The 22,282-nt window shown below is 49.0% G+C and carries 18 protein-coding genes, 4 pseudogenes and 1 riboswitch; of the genes and pseudogenes, 10 read left to right on the top strand and 12 right to left on the bottom strand.

Annotation, left to right across the window (positions count from 1 at the left end; genetic code table 11):
- Positions 1-42 precede the first annotated feature (42 nt).
- The 6 genes from JCM2765_RS00170 to JCM2765_RS18570 form a co-directional block, all read right to left on the bottom strand.
- Positions 43-642, bottom strand: coding sequence for a hypothetical protein (locus tag JCM2765_RS00170; protein WP_054732296.1), 600 nt, complete (start codon positions 640-642; stop codon positions 43-45).
- Positions 643-684: 42 nt separating this feature from the next.
- The gene (locus JCM2765_RS00165) at positions 685-1,110 is read right to left on the bottom strand and encodes a universal stress protein (RefSeq protein WP_054732293.1); all 426 of its coding nucleotides are present in this window, start codon (positions 1,108-1,110) and stop codon (positions 685-687) included.
- A 610-nt stretch (positions 1,111-1,720) separates the two neighbouring features.
- Positions 1,721-3,067: an NADP-specific glutamate dehydrogenase gene (gene gdhA / locus JCM2765_RS00160; protein ID WP_054732290.1), complete on the bottom strand. Its 1,347-nt coding sequence runs from the start codon at positions 3,065-3,067 to the stop codon at positions 1,721-1,723.
- Between the two features lie 724 nt (positions 3,068-3,791).
- A complete protein-coding gene (locus JCM2765_RS00155) occupies positions 3,792-4,229 on the bottom strand; it encodes a GNAT family N-acetyltransferase (RefSeq protein WP_054732287.1) in 438 nt (145 codons plus the stop codon).
- Positions 4,230-4,757: 528 nt separating this feature from the next.
- Positions 4,758-5,870 (bottom strand): amino acid permease, encoded by a 1,113-nt coding sequence (locus tag JCM2765_RS00150; RefSeq protein WP_263849268.1) that lies wholly within the window; start codon positions 5,868-5,870, stop codon positions 4,758-4,760.
- Positions 5,867-6,391 carry an amino acid permease gene (locus JCM2765_RS18570; protein WP_263849267.1) on the bottom strand — a complete coding sequence of 175 codons (525 nt, stop codon included), beginning with the start codon at positions 6,389-6,391 and terminating at the stop codon, positions 5,867-5,869. The genes JCM2765_RS00150 and JCM2765_RS18570 overlap by 4 nt, the downstream gene beginning before the upstream one ends.
- Positions 6,392-6,646: 255 nt before the next feature.
- Here JCM2765_RS18570 and JCM2765_RS00145 point away from each other — a divergent pair, with 255 nt between their 5' ends.
- From JCM2765_RS00145 to JCM2765_RS00125, 7 genes and pseudogenes are all read left to right on the top strand, one after another.
- Positions 6,647-8,050, top strand: a complete 1,404-nt coding sequence (locus JCM2765_RS00145; RefSeq protein WP_054732284.1) for an ethanolamine ammonia-lyase reactivating factor EutA — start codon at positions 6,647-6,649, stop codon at positions 8,048-8,050.
- A 21-nt stretch (positions 8,051-8,071) separates the two neighbouring features.
- Positions 8,072-9,450: pseudogene (locus JCM2765_RS00140) on the top strand (ethanolamine ammonia-lyase subunit EutB).
- Complete coding sequence (locus JCM2765_RS00135) at positions 9,447-10,076, top strand: ethanolamine ammonia-lyase light chain EutC (protein WP_263849266.1); 630 nt, start codon at positions 9,447-9,449, stop codon at positions 10,074-10,076. Before JCM2765_RS00140 ends, JCM2765_RS00135 begins: the two are co-directional and overlap by 4 nt.
- Positions 10,048-10,254 carry an ethanolamine ammonia-lyase light chain EutC gene (locus JCM2765_RS18565; RefSeq protein ID WP_263849265.1) on the top strand — a complete coding sequence of 69 codons (207 nt, stop codon included), beginning with the start codon at positions 10,048-10,050 and terminating at the stop codon, positions 10,252-10,254. Before JCM2765_RS00135 ends, JCM2765_RS18565 begins: the two co-directional genes overlap by 29 nt.
- 155 nt (positions 10,255-10,409) lie before the next feature.
- A pseudogene (locus tag JCM2765_RS16570) lies at positions 10,410-11,593 on the top strand (hypothetical protein).
- 11 nt (positions 11,594-11,604) lie between these two features.
- A pseudogene (locus JCM2765_RS18915) lies at positions 11,605-12,659 on the top strand (hypothetical protein).
- Positions 12,660-12,771: 112 nt separating this feature from the next.
- Positions 12,772-13,716 (top strand): FAD:protein FMN transferase, encoded by a 945-nt coding sequence (locus JCM2765_RS00125; RefSeq protein ID WP_054732283.1) that lies wholly within the window; start codon positions 12,772-12,774, stop codon positions 13,714-13,716.
- Between the two features lie 62 nt (positions 13,717-13,778).
- On the opposite strand, the gene JCM2765_RS00120 is transcribed toward JCM2765_RS00125, so the two are convergent.
- From JCM2765_RS00120 to JCM2765_RS00100, 6 genes are all read right to left on the bottom strand, one after another.
- The gene (locus JCM2765_RS00120; RefSeq protein WP_054732280.1) at positions 13,779-14,228 is read right to left on the bottom strand and encodes a DUF2975 domain-containing protein; all 450 of its coding nucleotides are present in this window, start codon (positions 14,226-14,228) and stop codon (positions 13,779-13,781) included.
- 395 nt (positions 14,229-14,623) lie between these two features.
- Positions 14,624-15,121 (bottom strand): energy coupling factor transporter S component ThiW, encoded by a 498-nt coding sequence (thiW, locus tag JCM2765_RS00115; RefSeq protein ID WP_054732276.1) that lies wholly within the window; start codon positions 15,119-15,121, stop codon positions 14,624-14,626.
- A 28-nt stretch (positions 15,122-15,149) separates the two neighbouring features.
- Positions 15,150-15,869, bottom strand: a complete 720-nt coding sequence (locus tag JCM2765_RS17690) for an SLC5/6 family protein (protein ID WP_225351897.1) — start codon at positions 15,867-15,869, stop codon at positions 15,150-15,152.
- Positions 15,860-16,333 carry an SLC5/6 family protein gene (locus tag JCM2765_RS17685; protein ID WP_225351896.1) on the bottom strand — a complete coding sequence of 158 codons (474 nt, stop codon included), beginning with the start codon at positions 16,331-16,333 and terminating at the stop codon, positions 15,860-15,862. The genes JCM2765_RS17690 and JCM2765_RS17685 overlap by 10 nt, the downstream gene beginning before the upstream one ends.
- An 84-nt stretch (positions 16,334-16,417) precedes the next feature.
- Positions 16,418-16,518: riboswitch (TPP riboswitch) on the bottom strand.
- A gap of 398 nt (positions 16,519-16,916) precedes the next feature.
- On the bottom strand, positions 16,917-17,627 hold the full coding sequence (locus tag JCM2765_RS00105; protein ID WP_054732273.1) for a TIGR00266 family protein: 711 nt from the start codon (positions 17,625-17,627) through the stop codon (positions 16,917-16,919).
- A 68-nt stretch (positions 17,628-17,695) separates the two neighbouring features.
- The gene (locus JCM2765_RS00100) at positions 17,696-18,607 is read right to left on the bottom strand and encodes a metal ABC transporter solute-binding protein (protein WP_054732270.1); all 912 of its coding nucleotides are present in this window, start codon (positions 18,605-18,607) and stop codon (positions 17,696-17,698) included.
- Between the two features lie 221 nt (positions 18,608-18,828).
- Here JCM2765_RS00100 and rpsN point away from each other — a divergent pair, with 221 nt between their 5' ends.
- The 3 genes and pseudogenes from rpsN (at position 18,829) to JCM2765_RS00090 (ending at position 22,077) form a co-directional block, all read left to right on the top strand.
- Complete coding sequence (gene rpsN / locus JCM2765_RS00095; RefSeq protein WP_054732268.1) at positions 18,829-19,098, top strand: 30S ribosomal protein S14; 270 nt, start codon at positions 18,829-18,831, stop codon at positions 19,096-19,098.
- A 12-nt stretch (positions 19,099-19,110) separates the two neighbouring features.
- The gene (locus tag JCM2765_RS16950; RefSeq protein ID WP_156301621.1) at positions 19,111-19,218 is read left to right on the top strand and encodes a putative metal homeostasis protein; all 108 of its coding nucleotides are present in this window, start codon (positions 19,111-19,113) and stop codon (positions 19,216-19,218) included.
- Positions 19,219-19,751: 533 nt separating this feature from the next.
- Positions 19,752-22,077, top strand: a pseudogene (locus tag JCM2765_RS00090) (ABC transporter ATP-binding protein/permease).
- The last annotated feature ends 205 nt before the right edge of the window (positions 22,078-22,282 follow it).

The raw sequence follows: 22,282 nt of genomic DNA, 5'->3' as shown, positions 1-22,282 counted from the left end.
CAGACTGATCATTCAGCCTAGAAAACTCGTTTTATCGTTCATTTAGTTATTCAATCCCGAAACGGTGACCTTTCCCGCCTTCGCCTTAATGATCACTGGACCATCACTCGTTTTAGTCAACTGTAATGTATAGCCATCGCCCAAGGCTTTGTCGATTGACGCCGACATCTTGAGGTAACTTTGTTCCAGTTGCTTGATGGACTTGCTGTTTTGCGTTGGGTATTTCCAAATTTTACCAATTGCGGTCTTAAAACTAGCCACCGTTGGCGTTACCGTGTAGGTCTTAGTTGCTTGGTCAAAGCTGACCGTCCCCACCTTGTCCTTGTAGGCTTCCTGCAACTTTTTCAACACGTACTGCTCGTTTTGTGCCTGCTTCTTATCCGCCGCTTCCTGCGATTGTTTTTTTGCAAAATACTGACTGGAATTCAAGCTGGCCTGCTTCGAAGTCGTCGTGCTGGCAGCATGGTGCGACGTCAACCCATTCTTGGCCACGTACACGCCGCTCCCAATCAACCCGATTACACTAATAATCGTCAACGCCCGCGTTGTACCCACTAGGCCATCATAGTGCGCAGCGTACCACCACGCCAAGACCCCCATTAACGTCATAAAGCCAAACGTGAGTAATAAAATCAATCCCATGTGTCTCATCCCCCAAATATCGTTTAAACCGATCGAACGGCACTATACTAGTGTCACCGGTTTTTTAATCCCCTTTAAAATTGACGCTACCTTGTGGCCCAGCTCATCATCAGCTAGATTGCGGTCCCCGATGCGGCCCATCACAAGCTGACAAACGTTGTCCAAATTGACGTATTTGGCAATCTGAACTGCTGGATCGCCGTAAGTAATACTTGAGATAAAGTGCTGTCCCTGCCGAACCGCAATTTGACTCCGTTTTTCCATGTTAAACTTCGCCAACGATTCCTGCGAGTCGATCCAAAACTCCCGCTGATCCACGGTGCAGTCCAGTTCTCGAACCGTGTTAATGATGTAAATGCCGTATACAGATTTATTATAATCCTTCGCTAATTGCAGTGCATAGTTAAATATTTGATGCGCATTCTGCGAATTTTCCAGTGCTACTACGATATAATTACCAGTCGTCATGGGTTCTCCGCCTCCGATGCCCGTTTAAACCAAGTTGTGCCAGTCTAGACCTATCTTACTTGATTTGGGGGCTGGACGCTATTAATCTGATGGGAAAGTTTCCGGAATGGGGTGAAAAAGCCGCTATCTTTGGGGAATTTTTCTCCGGGATGGCGGCTTTTTGGGTGAGGTTAAATTGGTTTTAGAATGACTGTACCTGTTTTGGGTTGTGTAAACGATACTGGCTAAGATTTGGAGTATTGCATTAAGGATACTGAGTGATGTTGGCGATGTGCATTACCGATGTATGAGCGCCACAAAACTGAGAGTTGCACATAAGGGCGTCCAAGCACTACTGGCCAAAACCTGGGATACTGCGTTAAGAATACCGAGTGGAATTGGCGACGCTCGTTACTATTACATATTTTCGGCGCCACGCGACCTCCTTGTTGGCAATCATCGACTACAGTGTGAAGTTTGCTAACGTCACTGCTTTGATTAGCCTGCGCCGAAATGAGCTCCACAAAACAGAGAGCTGCATATAAGGGCGCCCCGAGTAAAACTACCAAAAAACCGGTAGTTTACTCGGGGCGCCCTTATATTTCACTCTCTAACCGTTTTGTTACGCTCTCTAAATAATCCCCTGCGCCATCATCGCATCCGCCACTTTATTAAAGCCGGCGATGTTAGCACCTGCAAGGTAATCCTTACCCAAGCCGTATTCTTCAGCAGCGGCTTGTGATTCGGCAAAGATGTTTTCCATGATGTCCTTTAAGCGGTTGTCCACTTCTTCAAAGGTCCATGACAAACGTTCGCTGTTTTGGCTCATTTCAAGTGCTGAAACAGCAACCCCACCGGCGTTAGCAGCCTTAGCGGCACCTAACAGTACGCCAGCCTTCTTGAAGACTTGAACGGCGTCTGGGGTACATGGCATGTTTGCACCACAGGCCACGTACTTGGCACCATTCTTAACCAAGGTTTCAGCCTTCGCGCCGTCGATTTCGTTTTGCGTTGCACATGGCAATGCCACGTCGTAGTCCACGTCAAAGTCCCAAACTGAGCCTTCTTGGTAGGTTGCCGTTGCAACCCGTTCAGCGTAATCGCTGATCCGGCCCCGTTCAACTTCTTTGATTTGTTGAACTACCTTGTAATCGATCCCGTTTGGATCGTAAACGAAACCATTTGAATCAGAAGCCGTCACAACCTTGGCGCCTAATTCAGTGGCTTTTTGAATGGCGTAGATGGCCACGTTCCCGGCACCGGAAACCTTAACCGTCTTACCCTTGATGCTATCACCTTGGGCCTTTAATAAGGCTTCAGTGTAGTAAAGCAACCCAAAACCAGTGGCTTCGGTCCGGGCTAAACTACCACCGTAGCTTAAGCCTTTCCCAGTTAAGATGCCACGTTCTGCGCCGCGTAAACGACGGTATTGGCCGTATAAGAAACCAATTTCACGACCGCCAACACCAATATCACCGGCTGGCACATCAATGTCTAAGCCAATGTGGCGTTGTAATTCAGTCATGAAGCTTTGGCAGAAGCGCATGACTTCGCCGTCGGACTTGCCCTTAGGGTCGAAGTCACTCCCACCTTTACCACCGCCGATTGGTAGGCCGGTCAAGCTGTTCTTGAAGATTTGTTCGAAGCCCAAGAACTTCACGATGGATAAGTTAACGGATGGGTGGAACCGCAAACCGCCCTTGTAAGGACCGATAGCGCCACTAAACTGAACCCGGAAGCCCCGGTTAACTTGAACGTTTCCTTCATCGTCGACCCAAGGCACCCGGAATTGGAATGCCCGTTCTGGTTCGGTCAAACGACCCAAGATGTTGGTCTTGATGTATTCGGGATGTTTTTCAAATACGGGTTCCAACGTCTTAAAGAAGTTATCAATTGCTTCTAAAAATTCGGTTTGGTTTGGATCACGCCGTTCAATTTCGGCGCGAACTGATGCAAAATAATCTGTAGCTGCTGTCATCGATATCGGTCCTCTCTATTGTCACGGAATTAGGGTTCATTAAACGTTGCTTGTTAAACGTTGTATTGAGTATAGCACATCAATGTTGACTAATAAACGTCCTCCGTAACGTGTAAATGTGAACAAAACGTTGATATAGCAACCGAATATCGAATTTTTATATTAAAATACGATTAAATGTTAAGATTTTCTTAAGAAGCTACTAACCAACCGCAACAAGTTCCATCAACCCTTTTAAAACAAGGATTTATTCGACTCGAAATGGCGCAGTATCATGATTATTTTACCTAGAAGTTATTTTAAGAAACGCATATTTTGCCGATTCTTAATGAATAATCATGAATTCATATGATATTTTCATATTTCGACTGCTTCACATAACTAACATTAAGGTGTTACTGTCTCAAATCGAGTTGACTCGTCAACGATACGGCCTTCAACGTCTTATTTAGCCCAGTCAGCACCTTACATTGACCACCCTTTAACCGATCTTAACTACCTTCAACAATTCTTCAATTCGCTTTAAGCTCTAATTAAGCCCTTCCTACTAAACTGAACCTCGAACAATCCGTTCAACACCTCAATTTAGAAAGGAAGTTGCCTATGATCACTCAACGTCACCCAATATCAGTCAACGCAGTCCCCTATTCTAAACGTCTTTTAATACCACCAATCAACTAGCACATCAAAAAAGCGAACCACTGAGAGGGTCCGCTTTTTGTTGTTATGCCGTATATTTCATCATCAAATCAACCTGCGCCGTTTCATCATCGATCTGGCGGTCCTTAACTTCAAACCCGTGCTTGCGGTAAAACTTGACTGCCTGCTCGTTCTTCTCGTACACGTTCAACTTGATCAGCTTGTAGTCCGACTTCAACGCAAACAGCAACATGCTGCCCACGCCTTGGTCGCGGTAGCCTTGTTTGACAAATAGTCCCGCCAAATAACGGTCCACCATCCCGGCAAACCCCACAATCGTCTCATCGTCATCCCGAACAACGTAAATCGTTGCCTCGCGGATCTGAGTGGTCACTTCGGGCTGCGCCTCTCGCCAATAATCAGCTGGTACAAACGTGTGCGCATCTAGGTTACCGGTCAGCCAAATGGCCATGATTTGGTCTAAGACATCGTCAGTTAGTTGCGTAAGTTGTTCAATTTGCATAAGAAACCTCGCTTTAGCTTCAATAAAATTAAAATTTAATGGTTGAATTTACTTTATTTTAATGTTACAGTAAATCCACATTACTCAAGGGAGATCTTAACAATGACATCACGCACGTTCACAACTCAAATCCGCGTTGTCCGTTCCGTCTTAATCTGACGAGCGGGCCGTTTGAGGTGCCCGCAAGTTTGCGGGCAGCGGTGGTGTCGAGCCGGTAGCTGTTCAAAACAGCTACCGGCTTTTTGTGTTAAGTTCACCCTTTAGTAGGGAGGAGGTTATTATAACACGACTAGCTTACATATTGATTACATTTAGTTTTGAAGAATTGGAAGTGATTGAAAACAGTGGTGTGACCACATTACAGTGATCCACCTCAAAGGAACCCTACATAGTTTCACTAGCGTTAATGAAGTGCAAATTCAGCTTTCTCAGCATCAGGCCCTCTCACCCTGATGCACCAACTAAAAAGGTACCGGAACCCCAGACTATTCTGACGTTTCGGTACCTTTTCAATTCACAGTCATTTAATTACCACTGATCATGCTTAGTTTGCTTCAACTGAACGGCGTCCACCGTAGGCCGGTTGAAGCCAGCTTCATGGTGGGTCAAGCGCGCACTTAACTGCTCATACGACCCCAACTTCGGTCCCGCAAAGCTGTGACGGGCTGAAACCACGTAATCAATGATTAACACAACCAGTACAACGAAGATGATTTTCCCAGTCGCATAGTGCAAGACGAGGTGTGACGTCAACTGGACATCAGTTGGTGATAAGACCATCAGGCCAATCAAGAAGATCACCCAGAGACTCGCCACGATGCTGACCGGCACACTACATTTGCCTAAATGCCATGGCCCGTTATCCGCACTGGTCCAAATTCCTCGAAGTTGCGCCCGCAGTTTCAGCGCGATCGGAACGAAGTAGGAACTGTACAACCCAATCACACTCATGGTCCCAATCACAGCGTAAATGCCGTTGGAGATCCCGGAAAGAAACGCAATGATGGCAACGACCCAAATCGCAATCGCTGGGGTATGGAACTTAGCTGAGACGCGCTTCAAGTATTTTGAAAATGGTAAGCCATTATCACGACTGAAGGCGTAGACCATCCGTGACGATGACGTGATTGACGAACAGCCACAAAACCACATCGCAATCGTGACTAGCCATAGCAATACGCCACTGAACCGCGTCCCAACCGCTTGTTGAATCGCCACGATGAAGGCGTTGTTGCCGGCAGCTGCGACCGCATTTGGATTTTTGATCGACATCGTTACTAAGGCCAACAGGATAAAGCCAAAGATCCCGGAAATCGCTACGGAAAGGAAGACGCCCCATGGTGCGCGAACCCGCGGATTCAACGTTTCTTCACTTGTGTGAGCGGAGGCATCGTAGCCGGTCAACGTCCACTGTGCTTGCAGCAAGCCAACTAGGAAGGCACCCCAGTATGGCATTGACGATGACGTTTGCGTTGAAAAGGTACTATAAAGGTAGCTGACGTGGTGTTGTGGCCCTACTGCAATCAAGACGCCGATAATGAGTAACACCCCTACCACGTGATAAATCGCTGAAACTGAATTCAACTTCGATACCAAATCAATTCCGAAATGGTTTAATAGTGCGTGGCTGATCAAAATCACGGCGTAAGTTCCAAAAAAGGCAGCTTACTAGGATTCGTAAATAACAAATTTGAGGCGAAAGTAGCACAGCCGTAATCAATCCCGGCAACGATGGTTACTTGCCCAACGATGTTTAACCAACCGGTAAACCAGCCCCAAGTTGGGCCGCCCAAAATCGATGCCCAGTGATAAATCGCACCCGAGGTTGGAATCGCCGACGTCAATTCTGCCATTGCCGCTGCAACGAACAGAACGAAGAAGGTTACTAACGGCCAACCAATCCCCATCATGGCGGGACCGCCTTGGCTAAAGCCGTAACCATAGTAGGAAACGGCCCCAGTTAAAATCGAAATAATCGAAAACGACACGGCAAAGTTTGAAAACCCACCCATATCGCGAATCAATTCTTGTTTGTAGCCGAACGACTTGGTGGTCGTTTCAGCTTGACCCCGTGCGGCTCGAACCGAACGTGCTGCTTGGACACCAATAAATCCCATCATCACAAGCATTAATCCAAAAATGACAATTCCTAAAATAATCATGCTTTCACGTTCCTCTCAATCAAGTCTAACGGACAATCGTTGTTTACGTGTTAGATTATATAACATTGATTTTGATTTTCAAGTGTTTTCACAAAATAATTCTCATTTCTTTTTAATTTACATTCACTTTTTACCTTTATTCAGGCTTATGTCACGGTTAAAAGCAGCTGAATTACTTTAATTACCGAATATTAGTTGAATTAATTTCAAATGATGTTACTATTTATAACATAAGTTAAAGGGAGATGAGAACACTTGGGTGACACTTTCCAAACTGTCGGCATTGATATCGGAACCTCAACAACCTCCCTGATCATTGCCACCTTGACCATCGAGAACACCGCCTCCGGGTTCTCGTTGCCACACCTAACGATTAGTGATAAACAAATTACCTATCGTAGTCCGGTCATTTTTACCCCATTAATTGATCACGTTCGGATTGACGAACAACGCATTCGCCAGTTCGTCGCCGAACAGTACCGATTAGCCCACGCCGACCCAAACGAGTTTAAGATTGGCGCCATCATTATGACGGGCGAAACTGCTCGGAAAGTTAACGCTGATAAGGTGCTCCACGCACTTAGCGCCTACGCTGGTCGGTTTGTCTGTGCGACTGCCGGTCCCGGCTTAGAGAGTTTGATTGCCGCTAAAAGTGCGGCCCATTCTCTTTTGACGGTCACCAACCCGCAGCCAGTCATTAATATTGATATTGGCGGCGGCACTAGTAACCTCGCTTACTTCACGAACGGCCAGTGTCAGGACACGGCCTGTTTCGACATTGGTGGTCGGTTGATTCGGCTTGATGAATCACAACGTATTACCTACTTAGCGCCGAAACTTAAACCGCTGATTGACCGGGTGCAACCGACATTACAGCTTGGTAAACGAACTACCGTTGCCGAACTCATGCCCGTGATTCAAGCGATGACGCATGTCCTAGAACGTGCGGTGGGCATTGATGTGCCGGCACCGGAATTTGAGCATTTCGTTACTGACAAATCGCTCACGCCGACGCCAACACCTACAACGTTGACGTTCTCGGGTGGCGTTGCCGATTGTTTAACCACTGAACTGCCAGTCGATCCGTTTCGGTACGGCGATGTTGGTCCTTTATTGGGTTACGCCGTTCGCCAATCGCGGTTATTCACCGAACGCCACGTTCATCAGGCCGATGAAACGATTCAGGCGACCGTTGTTGGCGCGGGTTCCCAAACCATGATGATCAGTGGCAGCACGATTAGTTACACCCCCGAGACCTTACCACTTCAAAACGTACCGGTGATCACCGTTGAACAACTAGCGTCCACTAGGGATACCGTCAAAGCTATTACGGCCAAGTTAGCCCGCTATCCCAATGAAACAGTAGCGTTGGCACTTCCCAATATCGCCGTCACCTTCGCGGAACTGCAACGATGGGCGCAATTGATTCTAACCGGTATGGCCACCGCAATTGTGCAACGTACGCCACTTGTGATCATCATGCAGCCGAACGCCGCCAAGGCCTTAGGCAATAGTCTGCGAAGTCAATTACCACCCAATTACCCACTGGTTTGTCTCGACAACGTTTCAGCAACCAGCGATGACTACCTCGACATTGGCCTCCCCGTTGCAAACGGCCAAACCGTTCCCGTTATCGTCAAAACCCTGATTTTCAACTAGTTTTAAAGGAGGAACTCGCTCATGAATCTTACCGTTACCCTAAGTAACCAACGCTACAATTTCAATACCGTCAAGGAGGTCCTCGCAAAAGCAAACGAGGTCAAATCCGGGGATCAACTCGCCGGCATCGCCGCTAGTTCCACGGCCGAACGCGTGGCCGCCAAAATCGTTCTTTCTCAGCTGACGTTAAAAGACGTCTATGAAAATCCCGCAGTCCCTTACGATCAAGATGAAGTCACCCGCCTGATCATCGACGACCTTGATTCAACAGTCTTTCAACAAATTCAGAACTGGACCCTCGAACAGTTACGCGAATGGCTGTTGGCCCCCACGACTGACAGCGCAATGATCCACGCCATCTCTGGTGGCTTAACCGCTGAAATGATTGCGGGCGTCTGCAAGTTGATGACCAATCTCGATCTGATTAGTGTTGCTAAAAAAATCCACAATGAAAAAACCGCGAACACCACGATTGGGCGTCCCGGGACCTTCTCATCACGTTGCAACCGAACCACCCTTCCGATGACCTACGCGGCATCATGGCCGCAACCATGGAAGGCCTCAGCATGGGCATCGGGGACGCCGTAATTGGTCTGAACCCCGTTAACGACACGGTTGATAACTTGACCCGGATTCTCACGACCTTCCACGACTTCTGTGAAACCTGGCAAGTCCCCACCCAGACATGTGTTTTAGGTCACGTGACGACCCAAATGAAGGCCATCGAACAGGGTGCGCCAGCCGGACTGATTTTTCAGTCGATTGCCGGGTCGGAAAAGGCCAACACTGCGTTTGGGATCAACCGGCAGTTGATTGAAGAAGCGAACCAATTGGGACACGAACAGCTACACAATAGTGGGCCGAACGTCATGTATTTTGAAACTGGTCAGGGGTCCGAACTTTCCGCTGAAGCGAACTTTGGTGCTGATCAGGTGACGATGGAAGCTCGGTGTTACGGGTTCGCGCGCCACTTTGATCCGTTCATCGTCAACACCGTTGTGGGATTCATCGGACCCGAATACCTTTACGATGCCAAACAAGTTACGCGTGCCGGCTTGGAAGACCACTTTATGGGTAAACTCAGTGGCTTAGCGATGGGTTGCGACGTTTGCTACACCAACCACATGCAGGCCGACCAAAACGATATTGAAAATTTGGCCATGTTACTCGCCAACGCTGGTTGCACCTACATCATGGGCGTGCCACAAGCAGACGACGTCATGTTGAACTACCAGTCTACCGGCTACCAAGAAACGGCCACCATCCGTGAGTTGCTCAACTTACGCCCGATTCCCGAATTTGACGCTTGGCTAGAACGACTGGGGTTAAGCCACGATGGCCACCTCACCAGCAAGGCCGGCGATGCATCCGTTTTTCTCACTAAGGAGGCAGTCAAATGAACTTTATCGCACCGAACATCACCCCACTTCCCACTGACGATACCGGCGCCATTATCGACTTACGCGCCCAAGACCAGCAACAATTACTCAACGTTGACCACCCAGCAGACGAGGCCGGTTACCGGTTTTTGAAAGCCAGCACGACCGCAAGACTTGGATTAGGCCGCGTTGGTACCCGCTACACGACCCACTCCGTTCTCCGGCTCCGTGCTGACCACGCCGCTGCTCGGGACGCTGTTTGGACCGATGTTTCAACCAATTTCATCGAACAGCAAGGCTTTGTGCCATTTCAGTCCGTTTGCGAGAGCGAAAGCGAGTATTTGACCCGACCGGATCGGGGGCGACAATTATCAGCCGATACACTTAAACGGGTTCAGGCGCTCTACCCCACGAATCCGCGGGTTTTGATTGCCGTTGGTGATGGCCTGAGTTCGGCCGCTATCGAAGCGAACGTCGCCGACGTCATCCCCGCTATCACTCAAGGTTTAGCACTGGATCACCTCACCATCGGGCCGATTCCCTTCATCCGTTTTGCCCGAGTTGGCACCGAAGACTACCTTGGTGAAGCCACTCAAGCTGACGTGGTTTGCCTCCTCATTGGCGAACGACCGGCTGGTAACTGCTAAATCCATGAGTGCCTACCTTGCTTACCGGCCAACCGTGGGCATGCCGGAAGCGCGCCGCACGGTTGTTTCAAACATTCATCCGGGCGGGGTGCCAGCGGTTGAAGCTGGGGCCTACCTGGCTGATTTGATTAAAGAAATGTTGGCCAAACGAGCTTCGGGGCTGGCACTGAACGCATGATTGGAATCTGAACTGAACAACTATTCGAACGACAATTTAGCGTGAGGCTGAGTTGCCGTTTTTTGTTGTTCTCAATTACCTAACTCACCCTGTTTTATCACCGTTAAATGCGCTAAACTAACGTTAATCTAATTGAAAAGGAGCCACTACATATTATGACCACAACGATTACCGGATACCCCCGAATTGGCCGCCAGTTGGAACTCAAAACCATGGTTGATCACTACTTATCGCACCAAATCAGCATCACAGAACTGATTCAACAGTCAACTGACCTGCAACACCAAAACTGGGCAACGCTTCATGAAGCCGGCATTGATCAGATTCCGGTTAACGATTTCGCATTACTGGACCGTTTTTTGGATACGGCCGTGTTGTTTAACCTCATACCTGAGCGATTTCGGCAACTGCATTTACCACCACTAGAATTGTCATTTGCGTTAGCTGCGGGAATCGATGACGGTCAGCAACAGGCTGCTCCGTTACGGATGCATCGCTGGTTCAACACTAACTACAACCACTACGTTCCGGAATTTGACGACTACACCTTTCCGCACCTCGTTGGCACCCGCTTCACCCACGCCTTTCGCGATGCGCAGGCCCTCGGCTACGATGCTCGCCCCGTTTTAATTGGCCCGTATACGTTACTTAAATGCAGTACCTTCACTGGTAAACGGGCCCCCGCCGATTACGTCACCGACCTCGTGAACGCCTACGCCGACCTCTTTCGCCGCTTAATGGTGCTGGATGCGGACTGGATTCAGTTGGACGAACCTGCGTTGGTGCTGGCGCCAACGCAGGAGGACCTCGCCTTGTTCGACCAACTTTACCAACCACTCCTTTCTCAAAAGGAAACGTTACGGGTACTCATTCAAACCGCGTTCGGCGACGTTCGGGAAGCCTATTCGCACCTCATCACATTACCCATTGATGGTCTGGGATTAGACTTACTGCCAGATTCTCACAACTGGCGCTACTTCAACAACAGCCCCTACCTGATGACAAGCATCTCTTCGCTGGTATCATTAACGGTCAAAACATCTGGCGTACCAACTATGCTGACCGATTAGCGCGCCTTCAGACACTGCCGGCCGAACGGCTCACGTTAACCACCTCGTGTTCGTTACTGCACGTCCCAGTAACGGTAGCGACCGAAACCCAGTTACCGGCAAATACTCGCCAGTACCTCGCCTTTGCTGAAGAAAAGTTGGAAGAATTAGTTGACTTGGACACCCTGCTTAAAACGCCAGATACCAGTAAACTCGCAGCGAACCAAGCGTTATTCGATCAACCACGTATTCAGCCCGATTCAGCGTTAAGAAACGGATCACTAATTTAGCGCCAGCAAAGATGCGGCGACAACAATCACGCCAGCAACGGGCACCACAACAGCAACAACGGTTCAACTTCCCGGCATTACCCACCCAAACGATTGGCTCATTTCCAACCAATCAACAAGACCGGCAAACCATTGCGGACTACGCTCAGGGAAGCTTATCTGAATCAGACTTCAACGCCTACACGAAGCAGCGCATCCGTGACGGCATCGCCCTTCAAAAACAGCTCGGCCTAGACGTATTCGTGACCGGCGAATACACCCGAACGGACATGATCACCCACTTCGACCACCAACTGAGCGGCTTTTTGTTTACCGAACACGCTTGGATTCAATCGTTCGGGACCTACTGTGCTCAACCACCAATCATCTGGGGTGACATTGCGTGGCAGCACCCGATTACCGTGGCAGAAACGGCCTTCGCGCAGACCCTGACGGAAAAACCAGTCAAGGGTGTTTTAACTGGCCCCATGACCCTCGCTAGTTGGGCCTACCCCCGTGAAGATCTCGATTTAAAAACCAGCGCCACCCAAATCGCACTAGCGTTACAAGATGAGGCGACCGCCCTCGAACAGCACGGCATCGCATTATTCAGTTGGACGAACCCGCCTTTCGCACCCGGTTGCCACTCCGTCACGCCAATTGGCAAGCCAACTACCTCGATTGGGCGATTCCGGTGATTCGGTTAGCGACCGCCACGCTTAAACCCACTACTCAGGTTCAGATTCACATCTGCGAAGGTCACTACACCGATATTTTGCCCGAACTTGACCAGTTGGATGCGGACGTCCTTTCACTGGCATTTACCGATCCAAACCTCTTACCAGCGCTTAAGGCCCAACACTTCGAAACACCCGTTGGCCTTGGCGTGTTCGACACTGCCCGGTTCAAATTACCGACTGAGACCGCGATCGAAACCAAAATTCGTCAAATTCACGATACGCTCCCAGATAACGGCATCTGGATCAATCCCGATTGTGGGCTTAAAACCCTGCCGGAAGTAGCAGTGACCCGGAGCTTACAACGAATGGTTACCGCAACCGAACATGTTCGGCAAACACTTAACTAACCGTGTTCGGTTATCAATCAACGCCCACAAATATCCCGCTTGACGCTCACCGATTTGCGCCTAACATCGAGATATACTCTGCATTTAACCACGAAAGGCGTGACTTTGACTTATGCTCCATAAAACGTACTACGGGCTCGGCACCGCCATTAACCTCTCCGTCAACGAACCAGCGACTGAGGCGGATCTTGACGCAGGAAACGACCTCATCAAGCACTATGAAGATCTTTTAACCGTGAACCGTACCGAATCAGAAGTGATGTCGGTCAATCACGCTGCTGGTCAGCACGCGGTGACGGTTTCTGACATCGTCTACCAACTCATCAAACGGGCGGTTGAAGTCAGTCAGTGGCGGTTAGGCTTTAACACCGCTATCGGACCATTAGTCAAGCTTTGGAAAATTGGCTTTGACGGCGCAAACTTACCAGCTGACGCTGATATTCAAGAACGACTGAACCTGATTAACCCCGATGACATCAAGCTCGATGACGCCCAACGTTCGGTATTTCTCACCAAACCGGGAATGGAAATCAACCTTGGCGCCATTGCGAAGGGCTACATTGCCGACGCGATTCGGACGTTGTGGGAGAGCCGCGGCGTTCAAACTGGCATCATCGACCTCGGCGGTAACATTTTGCTGGTTGGCAACAGCGTACATCCCAACGGTCTCTGGCGAATTGGAGTTCAAAACCCGGTTCAAAAACGCAACGTTGCCTTGGGTGTCCTGACCACAACGGCCAAATCCATTGTGACTTCCGGTATCTACGAGCGGTTCTTGGTCATCAACGGTCATAACTACCACCACATGTTTGATTCGAAGACCGGCTATCCCATCAAAAACGACCTCGCCAGCGTCACTATCGTCAGCGATGACTCAATCGACGGCGATATTTGGACGACTGAGGGCTTCTATCAAGACATTGAAAACGGCATTCCGTTGATTGAAAAGCAACCCGGTTTGGAAGCCATTTTCGTGACGCGCGACTTTAAGGTTGCCATCACCTCTGGCTTAACGGATCGGTTCCAGTTGACTGATGACACTTACCATTTGATTTAGCATCAAAAAAAGCGTTCTGGATCATCTCAATTTGAGATGATCCAGAACGTTTTTATTGATGCTTACAAGCCTGTGGTTTCAATGGCCCGTTCCAACAATTTTTCCAATACGGAACAGAAAACGTAGACCGCAAACGGCACGACAACAAAGCCCATACCAACGATCAAAATGCCAAATGAACCGCTTAACGCTGACGCCTGATAAAACGCAATCAGTGTGGTGCTCAACACCACGCTCATCCGCAATACCGCGGTTTTAATCTTCTGTAACGCCTCAAGTGACGCTTCCGAGAACGCAACGTTCATATCAATATAGTTTAAAATTCGGTTTAACCAATAAGCCACGTATAGTAGTAAGCCCAACGCCACCACAACCGCAACGCCAGTAATCGTCAAAATAACGGGCGCGTAATGGATTACGGCGTATAACCGGATGCCGAGCCAAGTGCTCAAACCGATTAAACTGCCAACGATACCAACCAGCCCGAATCTTAACGCACGTGTTTGTCCCATGCTTTTGACCGTCCTTTTTTCACAGAGTATGTCTAGTTTAGCATGGTATCGGCTGGTAAATGGTGGATTTGATGGAAACTTAATTTAAAGGTAACTTGAATGAGATATTTGTGGGAGCCGAGTTGGGTGGCGTGACGGCGCTTTTAGGCCACCGTGTCGAAACGAGTTCTAAAGGGCAGAGAGCTGCGTGTAAGGCGGAAACAGACAAACCTTCCTTAACCTCGGGAAGCTTCGGCTGATTTGCAGACGTTACCGCTTTGAGGCCACCGTGCCGAAACGAGTTCCGAAGGGCAGAAGGTTGCATATAAGGGAAGAAAGGCAAAAGCCCCAAGCCCAGGGCTTTTCGCCTTTCTCCCCTTATACACCCACCTTCTAACCGCCCTTCTCCACTCTCTCTACTTCTTCATCTGCGGCACAATCACAGTCTTCCAAATACTCTTCAACAACGCATACCCAATCACAACGCCAACCAACGCACTCAAGAAGAAACTTGGCACAAATAGCCACAGCGCGCCCTTGGTCCCTAACAACCAGCTGGCGATTGGATACGCCGCAATGGCGCCGATGATGCCCGTGCCAATCAGTTCACCGAACACGGCGCCAATTAATTTTTTGGTGTAACGAAACATCAAGCCACTCAAAAACGCACCAAACATGCTTCCCGGGAAGGCCAAAATCGTCCCCGTTCCCATGATGTTACGAATCAACGACGTCAAAAACGCCTGCGCTAACGCCCACCAAGGACCCAACAGTGCCCCAGAGATCAAGTTGATCAAATGTTGCATCGGCGCCACTTTAGCCACGCCCACCGTAAACTCGAAAAAGCTGCCCCCAATGACGCCCAATGCCACCAGAATCGACGTCATGGTCATGTAATAAACCCGTTTTGTCATCGTCTTCGCTCCCTTACACCAACGTTAGTTAATCTTCAATTAGTGGGTATTTCGGCGCAACTAGGCTCGTCAAATACACCCCGATACTGAGCACGAGCAGCAAGAAGAACGTTGTGCCCAAGAAAAAGTCCAACCGCTGTAACCAAGAATAGCCCACAACGCCAATCACCCACCACACAAAGTTGAGCGTGATCGATAACCGTTGATGCATCCAAAACACACTGACGAATAGAATCGCAAATAACGGTGTGAAGACCGCGCCAATCGCGTACAGGAAGTTCTGGTAGTACGCCATCGAAACGAACAGCGCAATCAGTAAGCCCAGCACCGTGATGACGATGGCAATCACGTTGACCCGCTTCGTCTTAACTAAGTTCGCCACGTTCGTCGCAGCTGAGTAGGCGTCCATGAAGGTCGTTGTGACCGTTGAAAACACAATGATCAGCAGTGCCACTAGCCCCATGCTGGAGTGCGATAAGACCGTTGTGAAATCGGATTGCCCCGTCAAAATCACCGTGAATAGTCCCAGCGCAAACATCGCGATACTCCCAACAAAGTACCCGCTCACACTGGCCAAACTGGTCTTAAATGGCCGGTCGGTGTGTTGCGTGTAGTCACCGATCAATGGCAACCACGACAAGGCCATGGTGACATTCAACTCAACGGCGCTCCCAAAGCTAATGGGCGCTAAGTTGGCGCCGACTTTCAACCGGCCTTCGCCGATAATCGTAAAGAGAATCAGTACCATCCAATCGCTAGCAACACCACGATGACGTTGTTGATCTTAAACAGCCAATTGTGGTTCATCAGCAACCAGATGATGATCATCACCGCAACAATCACCGACATCACCACCACGGATTGGTAGTGAAACAGTGATTTGGCAATGCCGTTCATCGCTAATTGCGCGTTAACGATCATGACTGCGGTCCAGCCGAGCAACTGCACGGCATTTAGCAGTGAAAACAGCGTCACGCCGGATTCACCGAACACCGTTTTCGTTGCCTTGATTGCCGTTCGGTTCTGTTGAGCTGATAAATACCCCGCTGGCAGCAAGAAAACAAAGCAGCCAATCACGTGGCCGAGAATAATTGCCATTAACCCAACTTGCCACCCCAGCGGTGCAATCAACGTCCCCGTCACGATTTCAGCAATCGAAATTGCTGCACCGATCCACAGTAGGAACAGTCCGCTTAACTTCGTGTTTCCCAATCTAAACAACCTCCACTCTTTTTCGACAAAAAAAGCCCATCGCGACAATGAACATTGTGCACGAAAGGCCATCATTTAATGATCCCGATGATTTCAACACTTTCCTTCGCAAGCACTAACTTAACAGGTTCCGAGGGATCGGGCAACGCCCATCTCAGCCACAAGTGGCACCCCTAGTGTTTTTTCTGTCTATGTTAAGTAAGTTTAAGGGGTTAGGGGGTAAAATGCAAGCGTGCTAAAAATCGCGGTTAGGCCCCAGAATATAAGTAGAATAACACCATGGCCCCCGCCCCTTGGGGGTCATGGTGTTATTCTACTTATATGGCCGGGGCCTGCGATTTTTAGCACGTTTCGGCTATGTAAAAGGATTAAACTGTAACAGCACCCGCTCTTTGGGATTCATGCTGTTATCCTGCTTATATGGCCAGGGCCTGCGATTTTTAGCACGTTTCAACTATGTAACAGCAACGAACCGCCAAGCTCCACAACCAATCAAAAAAGGCCCTCAACCTAAAAACGACCCCAACACCACGTTTGATAGCCAACCGCGATGTTAGTGCCGCTTCCTAATTCTTATTTAACCCTAGTTACTACTCCCACCACTCGGCATCATCGGCTTCAACAACTCCGCCAAGCCACGCAAGTTCCGGGTTTGAATATAAACATCGCCCGTCCCGGTAAAGGCATTCACAAGTCCTTCACCAGTCGTAAAGCCAACTAATCCGGACGCCGGTTTAATCTCGTAATCCAACGTACTCGACCAAGCAATCACGTGGTCGTTATCCACAACTAGCGGTGCGCCAGGCGTCACGTGTAACAGTTGAATGTCACCGTAAGCGTTGATTAGCATTTCGCCCGCACCCGCGGTTTCCATCACAAACAGTCCACCCGTCCCGCCGAAGATGGCGCCACCGATTTTTTGACGGGTCATCGAATACGTGGTGCCATCGCTACCAGCTAAAAATGCACCAGTGTTCAGGCGCCATTGATGGGCGCTATCCAGTTGAATCGCCTTAATCGCACCCGGCGTTTTCGGCGCAATCGCTAACTGCACACCGTTTGCCTGACCAATTGCCCGGGTAATAAAGAAGCTTTCACCGCTGGTCACGGAACGGCCGATGGCACTCATCAAACCGCCAAACCCCTTCTTACCGTTGCTATTCATGGACCCTTCAAGACTGACCCGGCCATCGTGATACACCATTGAACCCGATTCGATTTGAACTGTCTCGTTTTGCGCTAACGTCAAGTTGACCAATGGAAACGTTGCCCCTTCGGTAATTGTGTAGTCCATCTGCTTATCCCCCAATTTAGTGTGACTTCTGGCTTTATTATAACCGGTCACTAGGAGTGTTGACCACGTTAATTATCGGCAGCGAGTAACTTAGCTAAGGCTTGGTACTCGCTCAACAGCCAAGTTCGATACGTCTTGCCCTTGGGTAAGGTTTCAGTTACGGGCAACACCGGCACGTTGTGCTGTTTGGCCAGCTTAACTAAGTTGGTGACAGTTTTACTGCTGACTTGCTTGTTGTAAACAAAAACCGCAACTTTGTGTGACTTAATCCCTGCCTGCATAGCCGCAATTGATTTTGGTGATGGATCACTTTCATTTTCAATGGCTTCTTCAAACTCGTGGTTCGCAACTTTAAAGCCCATCGCAGTCAGTGCGTAGTCGAAAACCGGTTCACTGACGTAGACGTTCCGGTTACCCGTATGTGCCACAGTCTGCTTGATCTTAGCAATTTCCCGGGTAATGGGCTGGAGTGATTTCACATAAGCCTTGGCATTTTTTTCAAAATACCGTTTGTTTTGCGGCTGTTTCTTTGCGTATTTAGCTGCTAATGCCGTCACTAACTTCGGCATCGTTGCCGGTTGGTACCACAAATGCGGATTATCCCCGTTTTGCTTGTTCATCAGATCCTCACCAACGCGAATAACGCGACTTGAGTCACCATCAGCCGTCAACTTCGTCATCCAGCTATCGTATCCCACGCCATTCGCAACCACCACGTCAGCTTGATGCACCTTCTTAGCAACTGCTGGTGTGGGTTCATAATCGTGCGGATCCGTGGCCGGGTTATTGATCACCGACGTTACGGTTCCTTTATTGCCCAGTACCGCCCGCGCCGCCTCACCATAGAAGTCAGTGCTGGTAACAACATTAAGTTGCTTGTTCGTTGCTGACTTGCTTTGCTGGCCACAGCCGCTCATGCCAAGTCCAATCACGATTACTGCAATCAATAACCCACTTAACTTTACCCATTCTTTTCTCAAAATAACAAACTCCTTCTCTCAAATCGTAATGATAACGATTTAAATAATAACGAATTCAGTCAACGATGTAAATAGTAATTTTTACGTTTTACATATTTTTGAGTCAAATTAGTCGCCAAATACTAATTAATCTGCTATATTAAGTTTCTTGACAAATTGTAAGTGGCTCATTTAAGTGGTTGTTTCTAATCATTTCACTTGTTAACGTCAAAGGAGTAGTTATGGCAAAAAAATCAAAGATTGCTAAGTTTCACCGGCAACAACAGCTTATCGCTCAGTACGCTGAGCTACGTCAGGAACTGAAGGCTAAGGGTGATTACGCCGCATTGGCACGCCTGCCTAAGGATTCCAACCCTAACCGGCTGCGGAACCGTGACCGTTTAGATGGTCGCCCTCGTGGTTACATGCGTCAATTTGGCATGTCTCGTCTGAACTTCAGAATGTACGCTCACTTGGGCCAAATTCCTGGGGTTCGTAAAGCCAGCTGGTAGGAGGTTATCTCGATGGAAAAAACTGATTTAGCTAGTGCTTACCGCCGACTGAAGAGTCCCAGTTTGAAGACCCGCAAACGCGCGATGAAGATTATTCGGGACGCAAAGCGGAAGAAGTAACGTTTCATCATTCACTTAACTTTAAAGTTCGCTGGTGTGGCGAATTTGAATAACCCGTTTTAATGATCACTATTCTGGACTGCCCGCGGCGGTTTGGGATGGTGATTTTTTTTGTGGGTTGGGTTTTGTTGGTGGTGGCGTATTTCCTGGGTGATGGTTTGGGGTGAGGTGTTGATTAGCTGTCTACTGTGAGGAGCGTACCTAAGTCCCGCCCACCACAAATCCCCAAAAATCGGGAGCTTCATTACTTTATAGTGGTACTGACGACGAGCATTGCGATTACTTATTTTCGGCGCCAATTAGGCTTTAGTTGGTCCGTGATCGATTGGATTGTGAAACTTGCTAACGCTACTGCCTTTCGGCAACTGCGCCGAAACGAGTTCCGCAAGACAGAGCGCTGCACCTAAGGGACTCTCACCACAAACTCCAAAACCCGGAGTTTCTGGCGAGAGTCCCTTAGGCTCCGCTCTCTAACCGCCTTGCTCCACTCTCTTTACTACCGTATAATAACCTAAGAACGGGGGCTACAAAACATGCTTGAACTACAACATATTAAAAAATACTACGAAGTTGGCGACACCGTCACCAAAGCGTTAGACGACGTTTCCGTTGCCTTTCGGAAGCAGGAATTTGTCGCGATTCTTGGCCCTAGTGGGTCTGGGAAGACTACGATGCTGAACGGCATTGGCGGACTGGACGTTTACGATTCCGGCGATTTGATTATTAAAGGGAAATCAACCAAGAAGTTTAGTGCTTCTGATTGGGACGCCTACCGGAACAACTCGGTTGGCTTTATCTTCCAAAGCTACAACCTGATTGGGCACCTCGGCATCATCGATAACGTTGAATTAGGGATGACGTTGAGTGGTGTCCCCGCTGCCGAAAAGAAAGAAAAGGCCATCGCCGCCCTTAAACGGGTTGGCTTGGGCGATCATATGCATAAGAAGCCCAACCAACTCTCTGGCGGGCAAATGCAACGGGTCGCCATCGCACGGGCAATTGCCAACGACCCCGAAATTTTACTCTGTGACGAACCAACCGGCGCGTTAGACACCGTCACCAGTGTTGAAATCATGGAATTGATCAAGGAACTCTCTAAAGAGCGCCTCGTCATCATGGTTACTCATAACCCAGATTTGGCGCACCAGTACGCGGACCGAATCATTGAATTTGCGGACGGGAAGATTCAAAAGGATTCTAACCCATACAACGAAGCTGAAAGTACCGATCAGTTTGAATTGAAGAAGACCAAGATGCATTTCACCACCGCCCTCAAACTCTCCTTCAATAACATTCGAACGAAGAAGGGCCGGACGTTCCTGACCGCCTTTGCCTCCAGCATCGGGATCATCGGCATCGCAATCGTTTTAGCGTTATCTAACGGCTTCCAACGCCAAATCGACAAAACGCAGTCGAACACCTTGGCGCAATATCCGGTCACGATTTCGCAAAATGCTACCTCGCAAACGGGCATGGCCAACAAGAAGGAGCACTTCTCTAAGGACAACACCGTGGTAGCTAAGATCAGCGATTCAGATAAGGCTCAGCACACCAACAAATTAACCCAAAAGTACCTCAATTACGTGAATGATTTGAATCCCAAATACGGGAAAAATATTGGCTACACCTACACGACCGGCATGAACCTGCTACGCAATGTGAACGGCAAAATCAAACCCGTTCAACTCTCCAACACCGATCAAAGTAAGGCCAACGGTGTCGACTACAGTAGCATGATGGCCAGCAGCACTGGTGTCGGCGTATCATCATACCCAACCGACAATGCTGGTAAGGTCAGCTTCCTCAAAAAGCACTATAAAGCGATTTCCGGGAGCTTCCCATCTAAGGCAACTGACGTCGTGTTAATCGTAAATAAGGATAATTCAACCAACATCAACGCGTTAAAGAACCTTGGCTACACCGTTAAAGACGGTCAAAAGTTAAACTTCAACAAGATCGTTGGCACAACCTTCAAGACGGTTTCCAACAACGCCTACTACACCCAACGGCAACGATGTTCTTGCCAAATACCAACTACGCTTCAATGTACAAGAACAGCGCTAACAAGACGCTCCACGTGGTCGGTGTTCTGCGGGTCAAATCCGCTAATGAGGAAGGCATCCTCTCCCCTGGATTTGCCTACAGTGATCGCTTAACGAAGCAACTTGTTGATCAAAACGCGTCTTCGGACATTGTGAAGGCGCAAAAGGCCAGCTCCCGTAACGTGCTGACTGGCGCAACGGTTGATTCAAGCGCCGCCAAAGAACAACTCATTAGCTACTTAGGCGGTTCTAAAACACCTTCTAGCATCTTAATTTACCCCAACAACTTCAAGCTAAGGATAAGGTTCTCTCATACCTAGACGCCTACAACAAAGGCAAATCCAAGGCTGACAAGGTTATCTACACCGACATGGCCGGCTCCGTTTCGAAGCTGACTGGTGGCTTGATGGACGCGATTACCTACGTCTTAGTGGCCTTTGCCGGTATCTCGCTGGTCACAAGTATGATCATGATCAGTATCATCACCTACACCTCCGTTCTGGAACGGACCAAGGAAATCGGGGTCCTCAAAGCCCTCGGTGCCCGGAAACGCGATATTACCCGAGTGTTCGATGCTGAAACCACGATCCTTGGAGTCGCCTCTGGGGTCATCGGGATCGTGATTGCATGGCTGGCAACCTTCCCAATCAACGCCGTACTGAAGGGCATGACCGACTTGAGTAACGTTGCGCAGTTGAACCCAATGCATGCGATTATCCTGATTATTATCAGTACGGTTCTGACCGTACTTGGTGGTCACGTTCCGGCACGAATGGCATCTAAAAAGGATGCGGCGACTGCTTTACGGACGGAATAATTGCGTTACTTTTTGAATTAATGATAAAACCACCATTACCTGTTATTTCCCGGGTGATGGTGGTTTTTGCTGTCACTTGTGTCCAGCGTAAGTGTTGGGTGAGATTTGGGTGAGATTTGGGTGTTGACTGTTTGTCGTCGCTTCGCTCGCCAAAGCCGCATGGAAACCGGCGCTCTCAGGCTACAAAATTCGGCGCCACTTAAAC

Origin of the sequence: Secundilactobacillus similis DSM 23365 = JCM 2765, assembly GCF_001311075.1 — a bacterium.
Classification (GTDB): domain Bacteria; phylum Bacillota; class Bacilli; order Lactobacillales; family Lactobacillaceae; genus Secundilactobacillus; species Secundilactobacillus similis.
Note: the sequence above shows the minus strand (reverse complement) of the source record. Positions and strands in the feature narration are given on the sequence as shown.